The organism is Aeribacillus sp. FSL K6-1305 (assembly GCF_038050115.1).
Classification (GTDB): Bacteria; Bacillota; Bacilli; order Bacillales; family Aeribacillaceae; genus Aeribacillus; species Aeribacillus composti.
Genome location: NZ_JBBOQV010000002.1, coordinates 242,981 through 261,641 on the forward strand (window position 1 = coordinate 242,981; position 18,661 = coordinate 261,641).

Consider the following 18,661-nt stretch of genomic DNA (forward strand, 5'->3'; position numbering starts at 1 on the left):
CTTAATGTTTGAAATGACGGACTCCAGTAAAGACCATTGCAATTCCGTATTCATCCGCTTTTTTTATCGAATCTTCATCGCGAATGGATCCGCCTGGTTGTATGATTGCTGTAACTCCTGCTTTCGCTGCTTCTTCAACGGTGTCAGGCATTGGGAAGAACGCATCTGATGCAAGTGCACTGCCTTTCGCTTTCTCGCCAGCCTGTGCAATCGCGATTTTGGCAGCACCAACCCGGTTCATTTGGCCTGCACCAACACCAACGGTCATTTCATCTTTTGCCAAAACAATCGCATTTGACTTGACGTGCTTCACGACTTTCCAGCCAAGCTTTAAGTCCTTCCATTCTTGTTCAGTCGGCTGTCTTTTTGTTGGGATTGAAATGTTCGCGTCATCGAGCGTATAAATATCTTGATCTTGAACAAGAAGGCCGCCGTAAACAGATGTCAGCTGCTTCTCCGGTTGGAATTTTTTCGAAAAGTCGATCGTTAACAATCGAATATTTTTCTTTTTCGTTAATATTTCAAGAGCTTCTTGGCTAAACGAAGGGGCAATGATAATTTCCAAAAAAATTTCGCTCATTTTTTCAGCCGTTTTCTGATCAACTTCACGATTCAGTGCAACAATGCCGCCGAAAATTGAAGTCGGGTCCGCCTCATATGCCCGATTATAAGCTTCAAAAATGGTTTCACCTGCGCCGACGCCGCACGGATTCATATGCTTAACAGCGACCGCTGCCGGTCCATCAAATTCTTTGACAATGCTAAGTGCCGCATCCGCATCTTTAATGTTGTTATACGACAATTCCTTTCCATGGAGCTGGACGGCTTCGGCAATAGATGATGGAGGCGTGATCGGCTTTTTATAGAACGTTGCCTGTTGGTGAGGATTTTCCCCATAACGAAGGGATTGCTTCCTTTCAAATGTCACAGTAATCGATTCAGGCTCTTCTTCCCCTGCCTGCTCTGTTAAATATTCCGCAATCAGTGCATCGTATGCAGCAGTATGACGGAATACTTTGGCAGCCAACTTCCGTTTTGTTTCTATGCTTACTTCTCCGTTCTCTTTCAGTTCGGCTAAAATGACGGGATAATCTTCAGGATCAACGACAACTACTACATCTTGGTGATTTTTTGCAGCAGCCCGAAGCATCGTCGGCCCGCCGATGTCAATGTTCTCGATCGCTTCCTCAAAAGTCACGCCATCTTTGGCAATTGTCTCTTTAAACGGATATAAATTCACAACGACTAAGTCAATCGGTTGAATACCGTTTTCCTCCATCTGCTTCATATGGATATCATTGCTGCGAACCGCTAGCAGCCCCCCGTGAATAACAGGATGCAGCGTTTTAACTCTTCCGTCCATAATTTCCGGAAAACCGGTTACTTCCTGAATTCCAATGACATCTATTCCATTTTCCTCAAGAAGCTTTTTCGTTCCGCCAGTGGAGATTACTTCGATCCCAAGATTGACAAGCTCTTGCACAAACGGAATGATGTTTGCTTTATTAGATACACTGACAATTGCCCGTCTGATTGTCATGCTTTCACCTCTAATTTTTCTAAAATTTTTCCTATTGTTTCAGGATAAAATGAATGCTCGATTTTATGGATTTTCTCTGCAAGTGTATTAGCATCATCATCTTCGCTGATTTCAACCGCACGCTGAGCGATGATCGGGCCTGTATCCATTCCTTCATCAACATAATGGATGGTGACACCCGTAATTTTTACGCCGGCACGGAGCGCTTGTTCAATTGCATGTTTTCCCGGAAATGCAGGAAGCAAGGAAGGATGTATATTCACAATTCTCCCCGCAAAAGCGTCAAGAAGAGTGTGGCCGATTAAACGCATGTAGCCGGCCAGCACGATAAAGTCCACTTGATAGTGCCTCAATTGCTGTAAAATATCTTCTTCAAACTGTTCCTTCGACTCATATTGCTTCGGATCAAAAACAAAAGCAGGAATCTGCTCCTTTTCTGCCCGCTCCACCACTTTAGCACCGGGTTTATCACAAACTAAAAGCATCACATTTGCTTTTAGCTTCCCGCTCTTTACATGGTCTACAATCGCTTGGAAATTAGAGCCGCTCCCGGATGCAAACACCGCGATCCGCTTCATGAAAAAGGCCCTCCTTTCAGCCGAATTCCGCTTCCTTCTTTTACCCGGCCGATGAGAAAAGCCTTTTCTCCCAGCTTTTCAAGCTCATTAAGGCACTGCTGAACAACATCTTCTTCGACCGCCAGAACAAAGCCGATTCCCATATTGAACACTTCAAACATTTCAGACAAATCGATATTTCCTTGCTGTTGAATAAAGGTAAAAATCGGATGAATCGGCCATGAACCGAAATCGATTTCTGCTCCAAGCCCTTCCGGAAGCATTCTCGGGATGTTTTCAATAAACCCTCCTCCGGTAATATGGGCCATGCCGTCAACTTTATATGCTTTCACAAGCGGCAGGACGGAAGAAACATAAATTTTTGTCGGCTTTAGCAATTCTTCTCCGAGCGTTTCGGTTAGAGGCTCGTATATTTCATGTAAATCAAGCTTATTTTCTTCCAAAAGCACTTTGCGAACGAGTGAATAACCGTTTGAATGGATGCCGTTTGATGAAAGGCCGATGAGAAAGTGCCCAGGCTTGATCCGTTCGCCTGTGACAATGTTTTCTTTCTCGACAACACCGACAGCAAAGCCGGCAATGTCGTATTCATCTTCATCATATACGCCGGGCATTTCCGCTGTTTCTCCACCGATGAGCGCACAACCCGCCTGCAGGCAGCCATCGGCAACACCTTTAACAATTTTTTCAATTTTTTCAGGGTCTGCTTTCCCGAGCCCCAAATAGTCCAGGAAAAAAAGCGGCTCCGCACCTTGTGCCAAAATGTCGTTTACACACATAGCCACAGCGTCTATTCCAATCGTATCGTGTTTATTCGCCATAAAGGCAAGCTTCAGCTTCGTTCCCACTCCGTCTGTTCCGGAAACAAGCACCGGCTCCTTATATCCTAAGCTTGCCAGATCAAACATTCCGCCAAAACTGCCGATCCCTCCTAAAACACCGGGACGCTTCGTTTTTTCCACATGCTTTTTCATGCGGCGAACTGCTTCATAGCCCGCATGAATGTCCACACCTGCTTCTCTATACGCTTTGGACATGAATTATCCTCCTTTGGTCTGTCATATTAGCCTTTCTCATGAGGAAGAATCGTATCTTCATAAATGTCTGTCGGATATTTTCCTGTAAAACATGCCATACATTGCCCGCGAAATTCACCTTCATATTTCCTTCCGATCGCATCCAGCATCCCTTCTGTGCTTAAGAAAGCAAGACTATCGGCGCCAATGATGCTGCGAATTTCTTCTACAGTATGAGAAGAAGCGATCAGCTCCTCATGAGTGGAGGTGTCAATACCGTAATAGCAAGGGTTGGCAATCGGCGGTGAACTGATGCGGACATGCACTTCCGTTGCCCCTGCTTCCCGCAGCATCTTGACAATACGCTTCGATGTCGTTCCTCTTACGATTGAGTCATCCACCATGACAACCCGTTTGCCTTCCACTACCCCGCGGACAGGGGAAAGTTTCATTTTCACTCCTTGCTCCCGCAATGATTGGGACGGCTGAATAAACGTACGGCCGACATATCGGTTTTTAATTAAACCGAGCTCGTACGGTATACCGGATGCCTCGGCATAGCCGATCGCCGCAGATATGCTGGAATCCGGAACTCCAGTCACTACGTCCGCCTCTACAGGCGCTTCTATCGCAAGCCGTTTGCCAAGATTTTTTCTTGCAGTATGAACATTTATTCCTTCCACATTACTGTCAGGGCGTGAAAAATAAACGTATTCCATCGTACAAATCGCACGGTTAATCGTTTTGGAAAAACGTTCGCTTTTCAGTCCTTCACCATTGATGATGATAAGCTCGCCAGGCTCAACGTCCCTTTCTAGCTGAGCTCCAACAGCATCAAAAGCGCAGGTTTCCGAAGCGACAACATATGCATCACCTAGACGTCCAATAGATAAAGGACGGAGTCCGTTCGGATCAAGGGCAATCATCAGCTCTGTTTCCGTCATGATTAAAAAGGCGTATGCCCCTTTAATCATCGTAAGCGCGTTTTTCACTTTATCTTTTAGCTCTAAATAGCCGCTTCTTTTAATTAAATGAGCAAGAACTTCTGTATCTGACGTTGTTTGAAAGATGCTTCCTTGATTTTCAAGCTGATGCTTCAATCCGGAAGCATTCACTAAATTTCCATTGTGAGCTAATGCGAGACCGCCTTGCTCCGATCGAAAAAGGAACGGCTGGACGTTTTCATAACCGCCTCCTCCAGCCGTCGCATAGCGAACATGGCCAATAGCTCCTGTTCCTTTTAAATTGTCTACCCCATTGGCAAACACTTCTGTGACAAGTCCTTCCCCTTTAAACCCTGTCAGTTTTTCGCCGTCTGTTACGACAATCCCTGCCCCCTCTTGTCCGCGATGCTGAAGGCTGTGCAGACCGTAATAAGTGATTTGAGCAGCGTCCTTATGACCCCATATGCCGAATACACCGCATTCTTCATTTAGCCCCTTTATTTCAGCAAGCATGGGATAGCTCCTTTCCAAGCTTGTTCTAACTCTTCCACTGATGCTTGAATCAATGTTTCTCCATTGCCGTTGACAATTTTAAGAATTCCGCTGTTTGTGACCGTTCCGATAGCTTCAGCTTGAACAATCTTTTCAAACGCCTCTTTGTTTTCCGGTTTTACGGAAACGACGATGCGGGACTGGGATTCGCTGAACAGCCCTGCCAATGCATCACCGTTGATCGTAATTTCCGCTCCAAGACCCGTTCCGATTAAGCATTCACTTAGCGCAACGGCCAGGCCTCCTTCGGCAACGTCATGAGCCGACTGGACAAGCCCTTCGCGAATTGCAGCTAACAGCTGATCTAAACGTTGCTTCTCTTCTTCCAGATCAATTTCCGGCGCTTTGCCAAAGATCTTGCCTTCAAGCATTTTTTGCAATTCACTTCCGGAAAATTCTAGTTTTGTCTCACCAAGCAAATAAACGATGCTGCCCGCCTCTTTAAATGATTGCGTTGTAATATGATCTGTATCTTCAATAAGTCCGACCATCCCGACAACCGGAGTTGGATAAATAGCTGTTCCGTTCGTTTCATTGTACAAGGAAACATTTCCGCCAATGACAGGTGTATTTAAAGCTAAGCACGCTTCGCTCATGCCGTCCACCGCTTTTTCAAGCTGCCAAAAAATCTCCGGTTTTTCCGGACTGCCGAAGTTTAAACAGTCTGTAATAGCGAGCGGCACCGCTCCTGAACATACGATGTTTCTTGCTGCTTCACTAACTGCAATTTTTCCGCCGACTTCTGGATCTAAATATAAATAGCGTGAGTTGCAATCGGTTGTCATCGCCAAAGCTTTTTTCGTCCCTCTGATTCTTAGGACAGCCGCATCAGAACCGGGCGCCACGACAGTGTTCGTCCGCACCATATAATCGTATTGGTCATATACCCACTCCTTGCTGGCTATCGTTGGCTGTTTCAGCAATGCAAGAAGCGTTTCTTTGTAATCGTCAACTTTTGGAACATAGGGCGGCATGCTTTGAAACTGGCGATAATATTCTGGTTCTTTAGACGGTTTATAGTAAACAGGCGCATCTTCCGCAAGCGCATCAACAGGAATTTCCGCAACGATTTCTCCTTTATGAATAAGGCGCAGCATCTTGTCATCTGTAACTTTACCAATCGGTGCAGCCTCCAGATCATATTTTTTAAACAGATCAATGATTTCCTGCTCCCGCCCTTTTTTAATTACGAGAAGCATTCTTTCCTGTGATTCGGATAACATCATCTCATAAGGAGTCATTCCTGCTTCCCGCTGAGGAACAAGATCCAAGTTCATTTCAATTCCTGATCCCGCCTTGCTCGCCATTTCTGCCGATGAGCTTGTAAGCCCCGCTGCTCCCATATCTTGAATGCCGACAAGTGCATCAGATTTGATTACTTCAAGGCAAGCTTCCAAAAGCAGTTTTTCCATGAAAGGATCTCCAACTTGAACAGCCGGACGCTTTTCTTCGGAAGCTTCCGACAATTCTTCGGAAGCAAATGTAGCTCCGTGAATGCCGTCTCTTCCGGTTTTGGCTCCGACGTACATCACTGTATTGCCGACACCAGTTGCTTGCCCTTTTTTGATATCTTCATGGTTTATGAGTCCGACACACATCGCATTGACCAGCGGATTTCCTTCATAGGAAGCGTCAAACTGCACTTCTCCTCCAACGGTTGGAATTCCGATACAGTTACCGTATCCGGCAATGCCAGCGACAACTTCTTCAAACAAATATTTGACACGCGGGCTTGTAAGTTCCCCAAAGCGAAGAGAGTTAAGGAGAGCGATTGGTCTGGCTCCCATCGAGAAAACATCGCGAATAATGCCTCCGACTCCTGTTGCTGCACCTTGATACGGTTCAATTGCAGAAGGGTGGTTATGGCTTTCTATTTTAAAGACGACGGCTTGATTGTCGCCGATATCAACAATCCCTGCTCCTTCACCAGGTCCTTGCAGCACACGTTCTCCTTTTGTTGGAAACTTTTTTAATACTGGTTTTGAATTTTTGTAGCTGCAATGCTCTGACCACATAACAGAAAAAATTCCAATTTCCGTGTAATTCGGCAATCGTCCTAAAATTTTTTCAATGAGGGCAAACTCCTCATCACTAACTCCCATTTGCTTATAAATTTTGTCGTTTTTTATCATTTCTGGACTTGGTTCAAGAATTTGTGACATGAGCTTCCCTCCAACTTCTTACAATCGATTGAAACAATTTCAACCCGTCTGTGTTTCCTAAAAGTTCGCTGACTGCCCGTTCCGGATGCGGCATCATTCCAAGGACATTGCCGCGTTTATTTACGATGCCTGCAATGTTATTTAAGCTTCCGTTCGGATTATCTTGATACGTAAAAACAATTTGCTTGTTTGCGATTAACTCTTCAAGAGTTTTTTCATCACAATAATAATTTCCTTCCCCATGTGCGATCGGAATGGTGATAATCTCGCCCTTATCATATTTGTTCGAAAACATCGTTTCGTTGTTTTCCACCTTTAAATTCACTGGGCGGCAAATAAATTTCAGCTTCTCGTTCCGTCTCATGGCACCCGGAAGAAGACCAGCCTCAAGCAAAATCTGAAACCCGTTGCAAACGCCAAGTACAGGCTTCCCTTCATCTGCAGCTTTCACAACTTCCTTCATGACATTGGCAAAACGGGCAATGGCTCCACTGCGCAAATAATCGCCGTATGAGAAGCCGCCGGGAAGGAGAATGCCATCGAAGCCACTTAAATCTTGAGCGTCATGCCAAACGTATTCGACTTCCTCTCCCAGTTCGTCTTTAATGGCATGGTACATGTCAACGTCACAATTGGAACCCGGAAAAACGATCACGGCAAATTTCACTTGACGGCTACCTCCTCTATTTCATAACGGTAGTCTTCAATCACAGGATTTGCTAAAAGCTTTTTACACATTTCGTCGACAATCTCTTCGACATTTCGATCCGTTTTTCCGATTGCTAGCTCCATGTACTTCCCGATCCGAACATCTTCCACTTCGTTGAAATTCATTGAATGTAAAGCATTTTTCACCGCATTTCCTTGAGGATCAAGCACACTTTCACGCAATGTAACATATACTTTTACTCTGTACATGGAACTGTACCTCCTAAACGTTTTAAAATTTCTTTATAAGCATCCGTCAAATTGCCGATATCCCGGCGGAACACATCTTTATCAAGCTTTTCATTTGTATGTTTGTCCCAAAGTCGGCACGTATCAGGGGAAATTTCATCTGCAACAACAAGCGTTCCGTCGTTTAGCAAGCCAAATTCAAGCTTAAAATCTACTAGTCTCACGTTTCTTTCATGAAAATGCTTCAATAAAATATCGTTTACTTTGAAAGCTAATGTTTTTATTTCATCCAGCTGCTCTTTATCCGCAAGCTCTAGTAGTTCAATATGGAAACTGTTAATTAAAGGGTCTCCCAGGTCATCATTTTTATAGTAGAACTCAATGATCGGCTTTTTAATCTCAGTTCCTTCGGCAATGCCCAATCTTTTGGATAAGCTTCCTGCCACAATATTTCGTACAACTACTTCAATCGGAATGATTGTCACCCGTTTGACAAGCTGTTCATTTGACGAAATTTTTTGAACAAAGTGGGTCGGAATGCCGTGTTCATTTAACTTTTCAAACAGCAAACTTGAAATTTCATTGTTTAGCTGTCCTTTGCCTACAATCTCAGCTTTTTTCTCCCCATTAAACGCGGTAGCGGAATCTTTATAATAAACAAGAAAAATGTTGGGATCGTCTGTTTCATAAATTTTTTTCGCTTTTCCTTCGTACAGCAATGAGCCCTTTTGAACGGTCATGATCATGCCTCCTAATGCGGAATATTGGCCTTTCATTTTATGTCAAGGGGCAGGGCAGTTTTTGCGATTTGCCGAGCCCCATTTGGACATCTATTGTTCTAACCCGCAGCGTTTAAAAATGTAATCCACATTTTTCAAATGGTAATTGTAATCGAAGCAGTCATCGATTTCTTCTTTCGAAAGCTTTGTTGTAATTTGTTTTTCCGCTTCGATCAGCTCTCTAAACGGAACTTGGCGCTCCCACGCTTCCATCGCTTTCGGCTGAACTAAATCGTATGCTTCTTCACGTGTCATACCTTTATTGATCAGCGCAAGCAAAACCCGCTGTGAGTAGATCAATCCCAGCGTTTTCTCCATATTGCGCTTCATATTTTCAGGGAAGACCGTCAAGTTTTTCACAATATTGCCAAATCGATTTAACATGTAGTTCAACGCGATCGTAGCATCTGGCAAAATGATGCGCTCTGCCGAAGAATGAGAGATGTCGCGCTCATGCCACAATGGAACATTTTCGTAAGCCGTCAGCATCATTCCGCGAATGACCCTTGCCATTCCTGTCATGTTTTCCGATCCGATCGGATTGCGCTTATGCGGCATCGCAGATGAACCTTTCTGTCCTTTGGCAAAAAACTCCTCCACCTCGCGAGTTTCGCTCTTTTGCAAGCCGCGAATCTCAACTGCAAACTTTTCAATCGATGTAGCAATTAAAGCAAGCGTAGCCATGTACTCGGCATGTCGATCACGCTGCAATGTTTGCGTCGAAATCGGCGCCGGCTTTAAACCGAGTTTTTCACACACATACTGCTCCACAAACGGATCAATGTTGGCATAAGTGCCGACTGCTCCGGAAATTTTGCCGACTTCAATCTCTTCTCTTGCGCGTTTAAACCGCTCTAAATTGCGCTTCATTTCTTCATACCATAGCGCCAATTTCAAACCAAACGTTGTCGGTTCTGCATGCACCCCGTGCGTACGCCCCATCATGACGGTGTATTTATGCTCCAACGCTTTATCTCTTAAAATAGCGATGAAATTTTCCAAGTCTTTTTGTAAAATTTCGTTCGCTTGCTTTAGCAAATAAGATAAAGCGGTATCCACGACATCAGTGGAGGTCAATCCGTAATGCACCCATTTTCGTTCGTCGCCAAGCGTTTCTGATACAGCACGGGTAAACGCCACTACGTCGTGCCTTGTTTCCTCTTCAATTTGCTTAATTCGGTTCACATCAAATGAAGCACGTTCACGCAGTTTTTTTACATCTTCCTTCGGGATCACACCAAGCTCCGCCCACGCTTCACATGCTAAAATCTCCACTTCAAGCCAAGCTTTAAAGCGGTTTTCTTCCGTCCAAATCGCGCCCATTTCAGGACGTGTGTATCGTTCAATCATTCCTGCAACCTCCTATTGATCTCTCCGTCTTGTTTATGAATAGCTTGTCAAACATTCCAAATTTGAGTGGATTCGATATATGTCAATAGTTCCTCAATTTCATCACTGAAGAACGTAATATGTCCCATTTTTCTGTTGATTTTTGCCCCCGCTTTTCCATATAAAAATAATTTCCCTTTTTTCAGCAGCTCTTCGTTTTTCAACACAGGCTCTAGATGCTGGCCCAGTATATTCACCATAATTCCTTGATGAATGAGCTTCGTGTTTCCGAGAGGCAATCCGCAAATCGCGCGAATATGCTGTTCAAACTGCGATGTTTCACATAAATTTAATGAATAATGACCTGAATTATGAGGCCGTGGGGCGAGCTCATTTATATAAATTTCATCGTTCGCTACAAACATTTCAACTGCCAGCGTTCCAATCAGCCCAAGCTTCGCCGCCAATGTTTTTGCTGTTTCCTCCGCCTGTTCCTTCAACGAATCAGAAATTCTTGCAGGTACAATGCTTTCGTGCAAAATATTGTTAACATGAATGTTTTCGGCAACAGGCAATGTGCTGACTTCACCTGTCACGCTTCTAGTGACAATAACCGAAATTTCTTTGTCGAATGCGATCCATTTTTCCAATACACAGCGTCCGTTCTTCAACAAAGCTTTTGCTTCTTCTATATCTTCTTCTTGCTTTAGTACAAATTGGCCTTTCCCATCATATCCTCCGCGGCATGTCTTTAAAACACTCGGGATGCCTATGTTGGATACGGCTTGATAAAAATCATCTTCTGATTCAACGACTTCATACGGCGCAACTTTCACACCAGCGTTCGCCACAGCTTCCTTTTCCGTCTGGCGATCTTGTGTAATGGCGAGCAGTCTGCTTCCTTGAGGCAAGTAGGCGTTTTGCTCAAGCCAAGTTAACGCCTCGTAATCAATATTTTCAAATTCATACGTTATACAATCGCTCACCTTCGCAAGCTCTTTGATTGCATCCAAATCATCGTAACGGGCTGTGATTTCCATGTCGCTCACTTGGCCGCATGGAGAATTCGGTGTTGGATCAAGCACCGCCACACGATATCCCATATTTTTGGCAGCGATAGCCATAAATTTGCCTAGTTGACCGCCTCCAATGATTCCAATTGTACTTTGAGGCAAAAGTTTTTTATACAAGCTGATCACTGCTTTCCATGACGTTTTTTCTTATATATTCTCGCCGTTGTTCAAGCTTTTGCTGAACATCAGCATCATTGATTGACAAAATTTGCGCCGCTAACAGACCAGCGTTCACCGCGCCCGCTTTTCCTATCGCCACTGTTGCAACAGGCACGCCGCCGGGCATTTGCACGATCGAGAGCAGCGAATCCAGTCCGTTTAACGCGTTTGTTTTAACCGGAACTCCGATGACAGGGAGAGTTGTTTTCGCTGCAACCATTCCCGGCAAGTGTGCTGCTCCGCCTGCGCCTGCAATGATCACTTGAATTCCGCGATCCCTGGCAGTGCTTGCATATTGAAACATCCAATCAGGTGTGCGATGGGCAGAAACAACCTTTTTTTCATAAGGAATATTCAGCTCATCTAATATTTCACAGGCATGCTTCATCGTTTCCCAATCTGAAGTGCTTCCCATTATCACTCCAACGACAGGATTCATGGCGATGCTCCCCTCTTTATTTTTAATAATAGGTTGCCACCTTCGTTAAAAATCTTGACAATAATTGAAAGGCATAAAAAAAGCCCGCTTCTGCATTTTCCCTATCAATAAGGGAAAGTAACACAAACCGGGCATAAGCAATATGTATGCTCAGTTGAAAAATCTTGCCGATTACTTTCCCTCATAGTCCAACAATTTACGGTTGTTGGGTAGAAACTTTTGGGCCATATTCCCAAGATTATATGAGGTTTTAGTTTTCATATGCTGTTTTCGACTCCATCTTAACAATGAAAAATCATTATGTCAACGATAAAATCGAACATTATTTTTCTTTAAACACCGAATGTTCGGGTTTTGATGAACCTTGATCATGATCTGTGACGTTTTCACTTCCTTCTAAAACAAAAGAAAAGGATCAGACAGCATTTCAGTCTGACCCTTCGACTTCTTATTAATTGACAAGAAAGATGAAATAAAGCAGAAATACAATCGATAAACCATACAAAATCGGATGAATCTCTTTTCCTCTTCCTTTTAGAATCATCGTGATCGGGTAGAAAATAAAGCCGATAGCAATACCGGTTGCGATGCTGTACGTTAATGGCATTGTAATCAAGATTAAAAACGCCGGAACAGCAATTTCAAACTGATCCCATTTTATATGCCCTAAAGATGATACCATTAAAACTCCGACAATAATGAGCGCTGGAGCCGTAACAGAAGATGTAATAACGCTCAATAGCGGCGAGAAAAATAAAGCTAATAGGAAACATCCTGCCGTTATAATGGAAGCAAAACCTGTCCGCGCGCCTGCCGCAACCCCTGCTGATGATTCTACATAAGAAGTGGTTGAAGATGTTCCTAAAATCGCTCCGACAACTGTTCCCATTGAATCAGATACTAAAGCTCTGCCGATTCGCGGAAGTTTATTGTTTTTCAATAACCCTGCTTGATTGGCAACCGCAACCAGCGTTCCTGCCGTATCAAAAAAGTCAACAAACATAAACGTTAAGATTACGACAAGCATTTGTAAAGAAAAAATATCTCCTAAATGTCCTAAAGCTACTCCAAACGTCGGAGCCAAGCTCGGAATTTCCCCAATAATTTTATCCGGTTTTGGAACAAGGCCAAAAATCATTCCGACAACGGCCGTAATCACCATGCCGTAAAACACGCCGCCTTTCACTTGCCGAACCATTAAAATAATCGTAATAGTTAATCCAAAAATAGATAGAAGAGTATTTCCATTCCGCAAGTCTCCCAATCCGACAAGAACAGCGTCATCATTAACAATTATGCCTGCATTTTGAAAACCGATAAATGTGATAAACAATCCGATTCCCGCACCGACTGCATGCTTCAGCTCCGGCGGAATGGAATCAATAATTTTTTCCCGCAATCCGCTAAGCGTCAGCAAGACAAGAAAGAGACCTGAAACAAGAACACCTGAAAGGGCTGTTTGCCAAGGGATGCCGTACGTCAAAACGACAGTAAAAGCAAAGAACGCGTTCAATCCCATACCGGGAGCAAGAGCTACCGGATACCGTGCCACAATACCCATGATGAGCGTCCCGATGGCTGCAGCCAACGCGGTCGCAGTGAAGACAGCTCCTTGATCCATTCTCAATTCATTGGGAAAATCAGCAACAGAGCTTAATGAAAGCGTTGCTGGATTGACAAACAAAATATAGGCCATTGAAAGAAAAGTTGTAATTCCGCCAATAATTTCCCTGCGGTAATTAGTGCCAAGTTCATCAAATTGAAAATATTTTTTCATTATAAAGTCCTCCTACAATTGGCTGTATAAAAAACTTTAAGCAAAAAAATAAGCGCTCCATTCCAAGGATGCGCTTGACCATGAGGTTGCTGAAAGCCCAATGTGAGAAAGGAAAAGGATCCTCTCCTCCTTCAGCCATCGAACCGTCAACACCTCGTAGTCAAGCTATTTACGGTAGCTTGGTAGAAACTTTCGGGCCATATTCCCGAAATTATACGAGAATGTTTATATTTATTATATAAAAATGATAATTCCGATTTATACAAGTTGGTCAGATTTATTCCCATTCAATTGTTGCCGGCGGCTTGCTTGTAATATCGTAGACAACTCGGTTCACGTGCGGCACTTCATTGACAATCCGCGTAGAGATCACTTCCAGCACTTCCCACGGAATACGAGCCCAATCTGAAGTCATGCCGTCAATTGAAGTGACAGCACGGATTCCAATTGTATGATCGTACGTGCGGGCATCGCCCATCACACCTACGCTGCGGATGTTAGGCAAAACGGTGAAATATTGCCAAATGTCCCGCTCTAATCCGGCTTTTTTAATTTCTTCTCGTAAAATAGCATCGGATTCCCGAACAATCTCTAGCTTTTCTTCCGTTACTTCTCCTAAAACCCGAATGGCTAATCCTGGTCCCGGGAACGGCTGCCGCCAAACGATTTCATCTGGAATACCAAGCTCTGTTCCAAGTGCGCGAACTTCGTCTTTAAAGAGTGTATTCAATGGTTCAATCAGTTGAAATTTCATATCCTCCGGAAGTCCGCCGACATTGTGATGCGATTTGATCGTTTGCGCCGTCTGCGTACCGCTTTCGATAATGTCTGTATAAAGTGTTCCTTGAGCAAGAAACTCAATGCCCTCCAATTTTGCCGCTTCATCATCAAAAACATAGATAAACTCGTTGCCGATGATTTTTCTTTTCTTTTCCGGGTCAGTAACACCCTTCAATTTTTCTAAAAAGCGGTCTTTTGCATCTACTTTAATGACATTCATGTTAAACCCTTCGCTAAACGTCTTCATGACGCTTTCCGCTTCCCCTTTGCGAAGGAGTCCGTGGTCAACAAAAATGCACGTTAATTGATTGCCGATCGCTTTATGGATTAAAACGGCTACAACAGATGAGTCCACCCCGCCGCTTAGCGCGCACAGCACTTTCTTATTTCCGACAGTTTTGCGGATGTTCTCTATTTGCATTTCAATAAAGTTTTCCATCGTCCACGAATTTGTGCACCCGCAAATGCGGAAAACGAAATTTTTCAATAGGCCGTTTCCAAATTCTGTATGGCGCACTTCGGGATGAAATTGAACCCCGTACATGTTCCGCTCATCATTGCTGATTGCGGCAAATGGACATGATGGGCTAACGGCGTCTACTTTAAAGCCGTTCGGAATATCGGCCACAAGATCCCCGTGACTCATCCAAACGATTTGATCATCAGGCAGGCCTTCAAACAACGGCGATTTTTCCTTTACTTGTAAAGCTGCTTTCCCATATTCCCGGTGCTTCGCCTTCTCCACTTTTCCCCCGAGCAAATAGGTCATTAATTGCATGCCATAGCAAATTCCGAGCACTGGAACCCCGAGTTCAAAAATCCGCTCGTCGCAGCGAAAAGACTTTTCGTCATATACGCTGTTTGGACCCCCTGACAAAATAATTCCTTTCGGATTCATTTTTTTGATATCTTCTATCGACAGCGTATGCGGATGAAGCTCGCTGTAAACACCAAATTCGCGAATTCTGCGCGTAATTAATTGATTGTATTGGCTGCCGAAATCTAACACTAAGATCATGTCTTGGATGTTCTCCAACGTGTTCACCTCATTATTTTGATGGATCAATATATTGTTTCACATCTGACTTCAAAAAAATAGAATTCTACCGAAAAAAAGGCAGAATTCTAGTACATCTACTAACTTCTGCCTTCATAGTCGGGTTATTTACGGTAACCCGGTAGAGACTCTCGAACCATATTATCGAGGATATACGAAGGAGCTTCCCGCTATGAATTTTTTCTTATCATACCAAGTGATCAAGACTCGGTCAAGAAGTTGTTTTTTTGATTAAATCTTCCCATAATTCTTTCGATTGCTCCCATTCCTTGCTTGGATCATCGCCCCGATACAGCGCCCGCTCATAAATGTAAGTTAATTGCGACATACTATTTGTTCCAAACATTTGATCAATCTGTTTTGCATATTCTCTTAACGTTTGCCCGTTTTCCCGTTTGTAGCCGCATCTTTCCAGAGATTTAAGCAAAAGCCTGTATGCTTTCAAAAAATCTTTCTCATCATGATTCCGTTTATAGAAGCTAGTCATCCAACTGGTCATCCATTTATTTCTCGTTTTGGAAAGTATTAACACACATGCCGCTATAAACAAGATGAAACCGATGGAGACAATAACAGCTGGTGATAGCGAAAAAGGGAATTTCTTTGGCTGCTTAGCATCATCCGTATCGATTTGTTCTTGACTTTCTTCCTCAAGCGGCTGACTTTGTTCTTGTTCGGCAGCGGATGAATCTTGTTGATTTTCATTTGATTGATGTGCAAATTCCTGCGGATTGGAAAAACCGATCGTCGGTTCAAAAGGGACCCAGCCAATTCCAGAAAAATAAACCTCTACCCACGAATGGGCATTGTTGCTAGTTATTTCATACACTTCCAATCCTTCGCTTGTCGTTTCTACAAACTGCCCAGGGGTATATCCCTTTACCCAGCGCGCCGGAATTCCGACAGACCGAAGAAGAACAACCATAGATGTTGAAAAATTGTCGCAATATCCTTTCTTCGTTTCAAATAAAAACTGATCGACATAATCTTCATCCAATTCCGGGACAGCCACATCATTCGTTTCATATACAAACGGTTCTTTCAAAAAATACTGTTCAACCGCCTTGGCTTTATCATAAAAGTTGTTTTTATCTTTTGTAATCTCCACAGCGAGATTTTTCACGCGTTCCGGAAGGCTTGCAGGAAGCTGCGTATATCGTTCAACCAATTCTTTTGGAGCACCTTCATTCGAGTGAACAGCCTGCAATTTTTCAATTTCAAACAAGGGATAAGAATATTTCAAAGAATAGCTGGAAAGCCGTTCCCCCGATTCATTAAACATTGGGAATATATTCTCCGTAACATGATCGATGCGGTATTGATCAGCATCACTGGAAATTTCCTGCAATCCAAGCGGATAAATAATATGCTGATATGGATATTCGCGCTCAATTTCTACAGTCGAAACAAGCTGTTCCGTTTGAACCTGACTACTCGTCAAGTTTAAATACGGACCGATAAATCCATTTGCAATGGAAAATTGTCTGTCGCTTGTCATCCAGCCTTTTCCTGTATAAACATCTTTTGTTTCAACTCGCCAATAATGCTGTCTTTCTACATACGCCCGAAAAGCAGGTGCATCGTTTGGAATGAACGGACCGCCCAATTGCTCATCATTGGTACCATAACCGATTTTTTTGACAACCGAATTTGACAAATGCTCCCCTTCTCCGTCCTGTTTATACTTCGAAAAATACGGTAAAGGGTCTGGCCATTGGGGGGCCGCTTTCGGAGCGAGCCACCCGATCGCAGCGGAAACGACAATCATTGCCAAAAGCGGCACAATCCATTTCCAATACAAAATAGACCTAAACGGAATTTTCTCCGAAAAAATCATCCTTTCAAAATAAAGAAGACCTAAAAGGAAAAATCCAACCACCGCTAACCGTATAATCGCATAAGTTGCATCATATGGCGAAAACGTATCTAATACTGCCACATACGTAATAGTTAAAATTAAAAATAATAAAATTCTTTTTCTCTGAATAATCCAATAGTTTAATAAATAGACAAGCAGCCACAATAATACAAAGAAAAGAAACGTCCGGAATGGAGGAGTCATTCCGCCGAAATACCTTTCGGTGATCAAGTTTAAGTTATAGCGAAGATCATGAATAAATTCTAATATCCATCCTATTTCAAAAACAGAGCCGTTGTAAAACAGCTGATGAATAAAAAAGAAAATATAACATAATTTAACCGGATACGAGATATACCATTTTAGCTGCATAAATGTAAAAAAGAGAGAAATTCCGATAAATATAACGAAAATAACGGTATAGATAGAATCAGTCGAATATTCAAGCGGCCGCAGCCATTCCCACAGCAAAATAAACGATAGCAAATATAAACAAAAGTTAACGATTTGCTGTTTCATTATCGGCTTCCCACCCTTTGCGCTGCATCTCGGAACATGCCGGCGTCAACAGTGCGGACAGTTATCGAATGCCGCCGCAATTTATCTATTAGTTCTTGATCTCTTCTCGGCTTTTCAACCGCTTTTGTCACATGCCAAATGGTGACATGACGCGGCTTCGGAAACGCTAGAAGCTTGTCAATCAAGGAAGGGTGTAAATGACTTGTCATAATCATGATAAATGAATGCTGTCCCCATTTGTTCAATTCCTCTAAAAGCTGGTTGATAAACTCGTCCTCACCATCGCAATCCGCCACTGCCAAATGATACAGGATATGCTTCCAATGATGCTCATGATTTGATATAGGAAAAACTTTCTTCGTTTTCCCAACCGAAACTACCCCGAGCTTGGAACCGTTTTTGAGCACTGCTTTAGAGAACGAAGCTGTAAATGAGATAAGCTCTTCAAATGACGATGACTTTGTTCGATCGATGAAACAAACAATTTGTTGGCTATTCAGCTGCTCAAATTCCTTTGTCATGATCGAATGGCGTCTCGCTGTCGCCTTCCAGTCTATCCAAGATAATTTGTCTCCCGGTTCATATTCCCTTACCCCAGCAACGATCGAAACATCTTTTATATATCGTGTTCTGGCAAAACCTGCATCCTTTTCAAGTGAAAGTTGTTGGGGACGGTACTGAAACTCAAAAAATGGCGGATAGACCACAATGTGATTTTTTGCCGAATAAATGTTTTCTCTTTCAATGATTCCAAACAAATCTCCTGTTTTAAATCGCACTGTTTCAAAATGATGGGATCCCCTCGGAAGATTAGATAACGAATATTGGAATGAAAAACGTTTTTTCCACCAAGGAAACAATACAATCTTCGCTGATCCCGAATTTTTCAGCTTTTCAGGAAGGACATCCTCAACGATTCCAAAGAAAAAAGGGAAGGGAAACGGCTGTTCAATTTCGATAGTACAAACAAGCGGTTCGCCTGCTTGGAATTCCGTTTTATTTAATTTGCGCCGAACTCGCAGCTTCTTCAGCGGATAGAGAGCCAACGCAACAGAATAAACAACAAACGGCAGCAATGAATACAATAAAAACCAGCTGACAAATCCTCCTTGAAACATGGCATATGCAAAGGAAGCCGCCACAAGCAATATTAAAAAAGCAAGGTTCCACGCCAGCCGTGTGCCTTTTAGCAAGCTTTTCAT

General features: G+C 43.2%; 16 protein-coding genes and 3 riboswitches. All 16 genes read right to left on the reverse strand.

Annotation, left to right across the window (positions count from 1 at the left end):
• Position 1: 1 nt before the first annotated feature.
• The 16 genes from purH to NST97_RS11030 all read right to left on the reverse strand — a co-directional run bounded on the left by purH (position 2) and on the right by NST97_RS11030 (position 18,661).
• A complete protein-coding gene (purH, locus tag NST97_RS10955) occupies positions 2 to 1,540 on the reverse strand; it encodes a bifunctional phosphoribosylaminoimidazolecarboxamide formyltransferase/IMP cyclohydrolase (protein WP_311066579.1) in 1,539 nt (512 codons plus the stop codon).
• Complete coding sequence (purN, locus tag NST97_RS10960) at positions 1,537 to 2,118, reverse strand: phosphoribosylglycinamide formyltransferase (protein WP_066252087.1); 582 nt, start codon at positions 2,116 to 2,118, stop codon at positions 1,537 to 1,539. The genes purH and purN overlap by 4 nt, the downstream gene beginning before the upstream one ends.
• A complete protein-coding gene (gene purM / locus NST97_RS10965) occupies positions 2,115 to 3,155 on the reverse strand; it encodes a phosphoribosylformylglycinamidine cyclo-ligase (protein ID WP_311066580.1) in 1,041 nt (346 codons plus the stop codon). Before purM ends, purN begins: the two co-directional genes overlap by 4 nt.
• Positions 3,156 to 3,181: 26 nt before the next feature.
• Entirely contained in the window at positions 3,182 to 4,591 is a 1,410-nt protein-coding gene (gene purF, locus NST97_RS10970) for an amidophosphoribosyltransferase (RefSeq protein ID WP_063388823.1), read from the reverse strand.
• The gene (gene purL, locus NST97_RS10975) at positions 4,576 to 6,792 is read right to left on the reverse strand and encodes a phosphoribosylformylglycinamidine synthase subunit PurL (protein ID WP_066252092.1); all 2,217 of its coding nucleotides are present in this window, start codon (positions 6,790 to 6,792) and stop codon (positions 4,576 to 4,578) included. Before purL ends, purF begins: the two co-directional genes overlap by 16 nt.
• On the reverse strand, positions 6,776 to 7,459 hold the full coding sequence (gene purQ, locus NST97_RS10980) for a phosphoribosylformylglycinamidine synthase subunit PurQ (protein WP_130156646.1): 684 nt from the start codon (positions 7,457 to 7,459) through the stop codon (positions 6,776 to 6,778). Before purQ ends, purL begins: the two co-directional genes overlap by 17 nt.
• Positions 7,456 to 7,710, reverse strand: a complete 255-nt coding sequence (purS, locus tag NST97_RS10985; protein WP_063388826.1) for a phosphoribosylformylglycinamidine synthase subunit PurS — start codon at positions 7,708 to 7,710, stop codon at positions 7,456 to 7,458. The genes purQ and purS overlap by 4 nt, the downstream gene beginning before the upstream one ends.
• Positions 7,698 to 8,429, reverse strand: coding sequence for a phosphoribosylaminoimidazolesuccinocarboxamide synthase (purC, locus tag NST97_RS10990; RefSeq protein WP_063388827.1), 732 nt, complete (start codon positions 8,427 to 8,429; stop codon positions 7,698 to 7,700). The genes purS and purC overlap by 13 nt, the downstream gene beginning before the upstream one ends.
• Before the next feature lie 90 nt (positions 8,430 to 8,519).
• Positions 8,520 to 9,818, reverse strand: coding sequence for an adenylosuccinate lyase (gene purB / locus NST97_RS10995; protein WP_063388828.1), 1,299 nt, complete (start codon positions 9,816 to 9,818; stop codon positions 8,520 to 8,522).
• A gap of 47 nt (positions 9,819 to 9,865) precedes the next feature.
• Complete coding sequence (gene purK / locus NST97_RS11000; RefSeq protein WP_341343224.1) at positions 9,866 to 10,987, reverse strand: 5-(carboxyamino)imidazole ribonucleotide synthase; 1,122 nt, start codon at positions 10,985 to 10,987, stop codon at positions 9,866 to 9,868.
• Positions 10,980 to 11,468, reverse strand: coding sequence for a 5-(carboxyamino)imidazole ribonucleotide mutase (purE, locus tag NST97_RS11005; protein ID WP_066252098.1), 489 nt, complete (start codon positions 11,466 to 11,468; stop codon positions 10,980 to 10,982). The genes purK and purE overlap by 8 nt, the downstream gene beginning before the upstream one ends.
• 164 nt (positions 11,469 to 11,632) lie before the next feature.
• A riboswitch (purine riboswitch) is annotated at positions 11,633 to 11,734 on the reverse strand.
• A gap of 185 nt (positions 11,735 to 11,919) precedes the next feature.
• Positions 11,920 to 13,245, reverse strand: a complete 1,326-nt coding sequence (locus NST97_RS11010) for an NCS2 family permease (protein ID WP_339197745.1) — start codon at positions 13,243 to 13,245, stop codon at positions 11,920 to 11,922.
• Positions 13,223 to 13,384, reverse strand: coding sequence for a hypothetical protein (locus tag NST97_RS11015; RefSeq protein ID WP_157727845.1), 162 nt, complete (start codon positions 13,382 to 13,384; stop codon positions 13,223 to 13,225). The genes NST97_RS11010 and NST97_RS11015 overlap by 23 nt, the downstream gene beginning before the upstream one ends.
• Positions 13,383 to 13,484: riboswitch (purine riboswitch) on the reverse strand. Its footprint overlaps the gene before it by 2 nt.
• Before the next feature lie 38 nt (positions 13,485 to 13,522).
• Positions 13,523 to 15,043, reverse strand: coding sequence for a glutamine-hydrolyzing GMP synthase (guaA, locus tag NST97_RS11020; protein WP_341343552.1), 1,521 nt, complete (start codon positions 15,041 to 15,043; stop codon positions 13,523 to 13,525).
• 115 nt (positions 15,044 to 15,158) lie between these two features.
• Positions 15,159 to 15,260: riboswitch (purine riboswitch) on the reverse strand.
• Between the two features lie 33 nt (positions 15,261 to 15,293).
• Complete coding sequence (locus tag NST97_RS11025) at positions 15,294 to 17,459, reverse strand: DUF4129 domain-containing transglutaminase family protein (protein ID WP_341343225.1); 2,166 nt, start codon at positions 17,457 to 17,459, stop codon at positions 15,294 to 15,296.
• Positions 17,459 to 18,661: a DUF58 domain-containing protein gene (locus NST97_RS11030; protein ID WP_341343553.1), complete on the reverse strand. Its 1,203-nt coding sequence runs from the start codon at positions 18,659 to 18,661 to the stop codon at positions 17,459 to 17,461. The genes NST97_RS11025 and NST97_RS11030 overlap by 1 nt, the downstream gene beginning before the upstream one ends.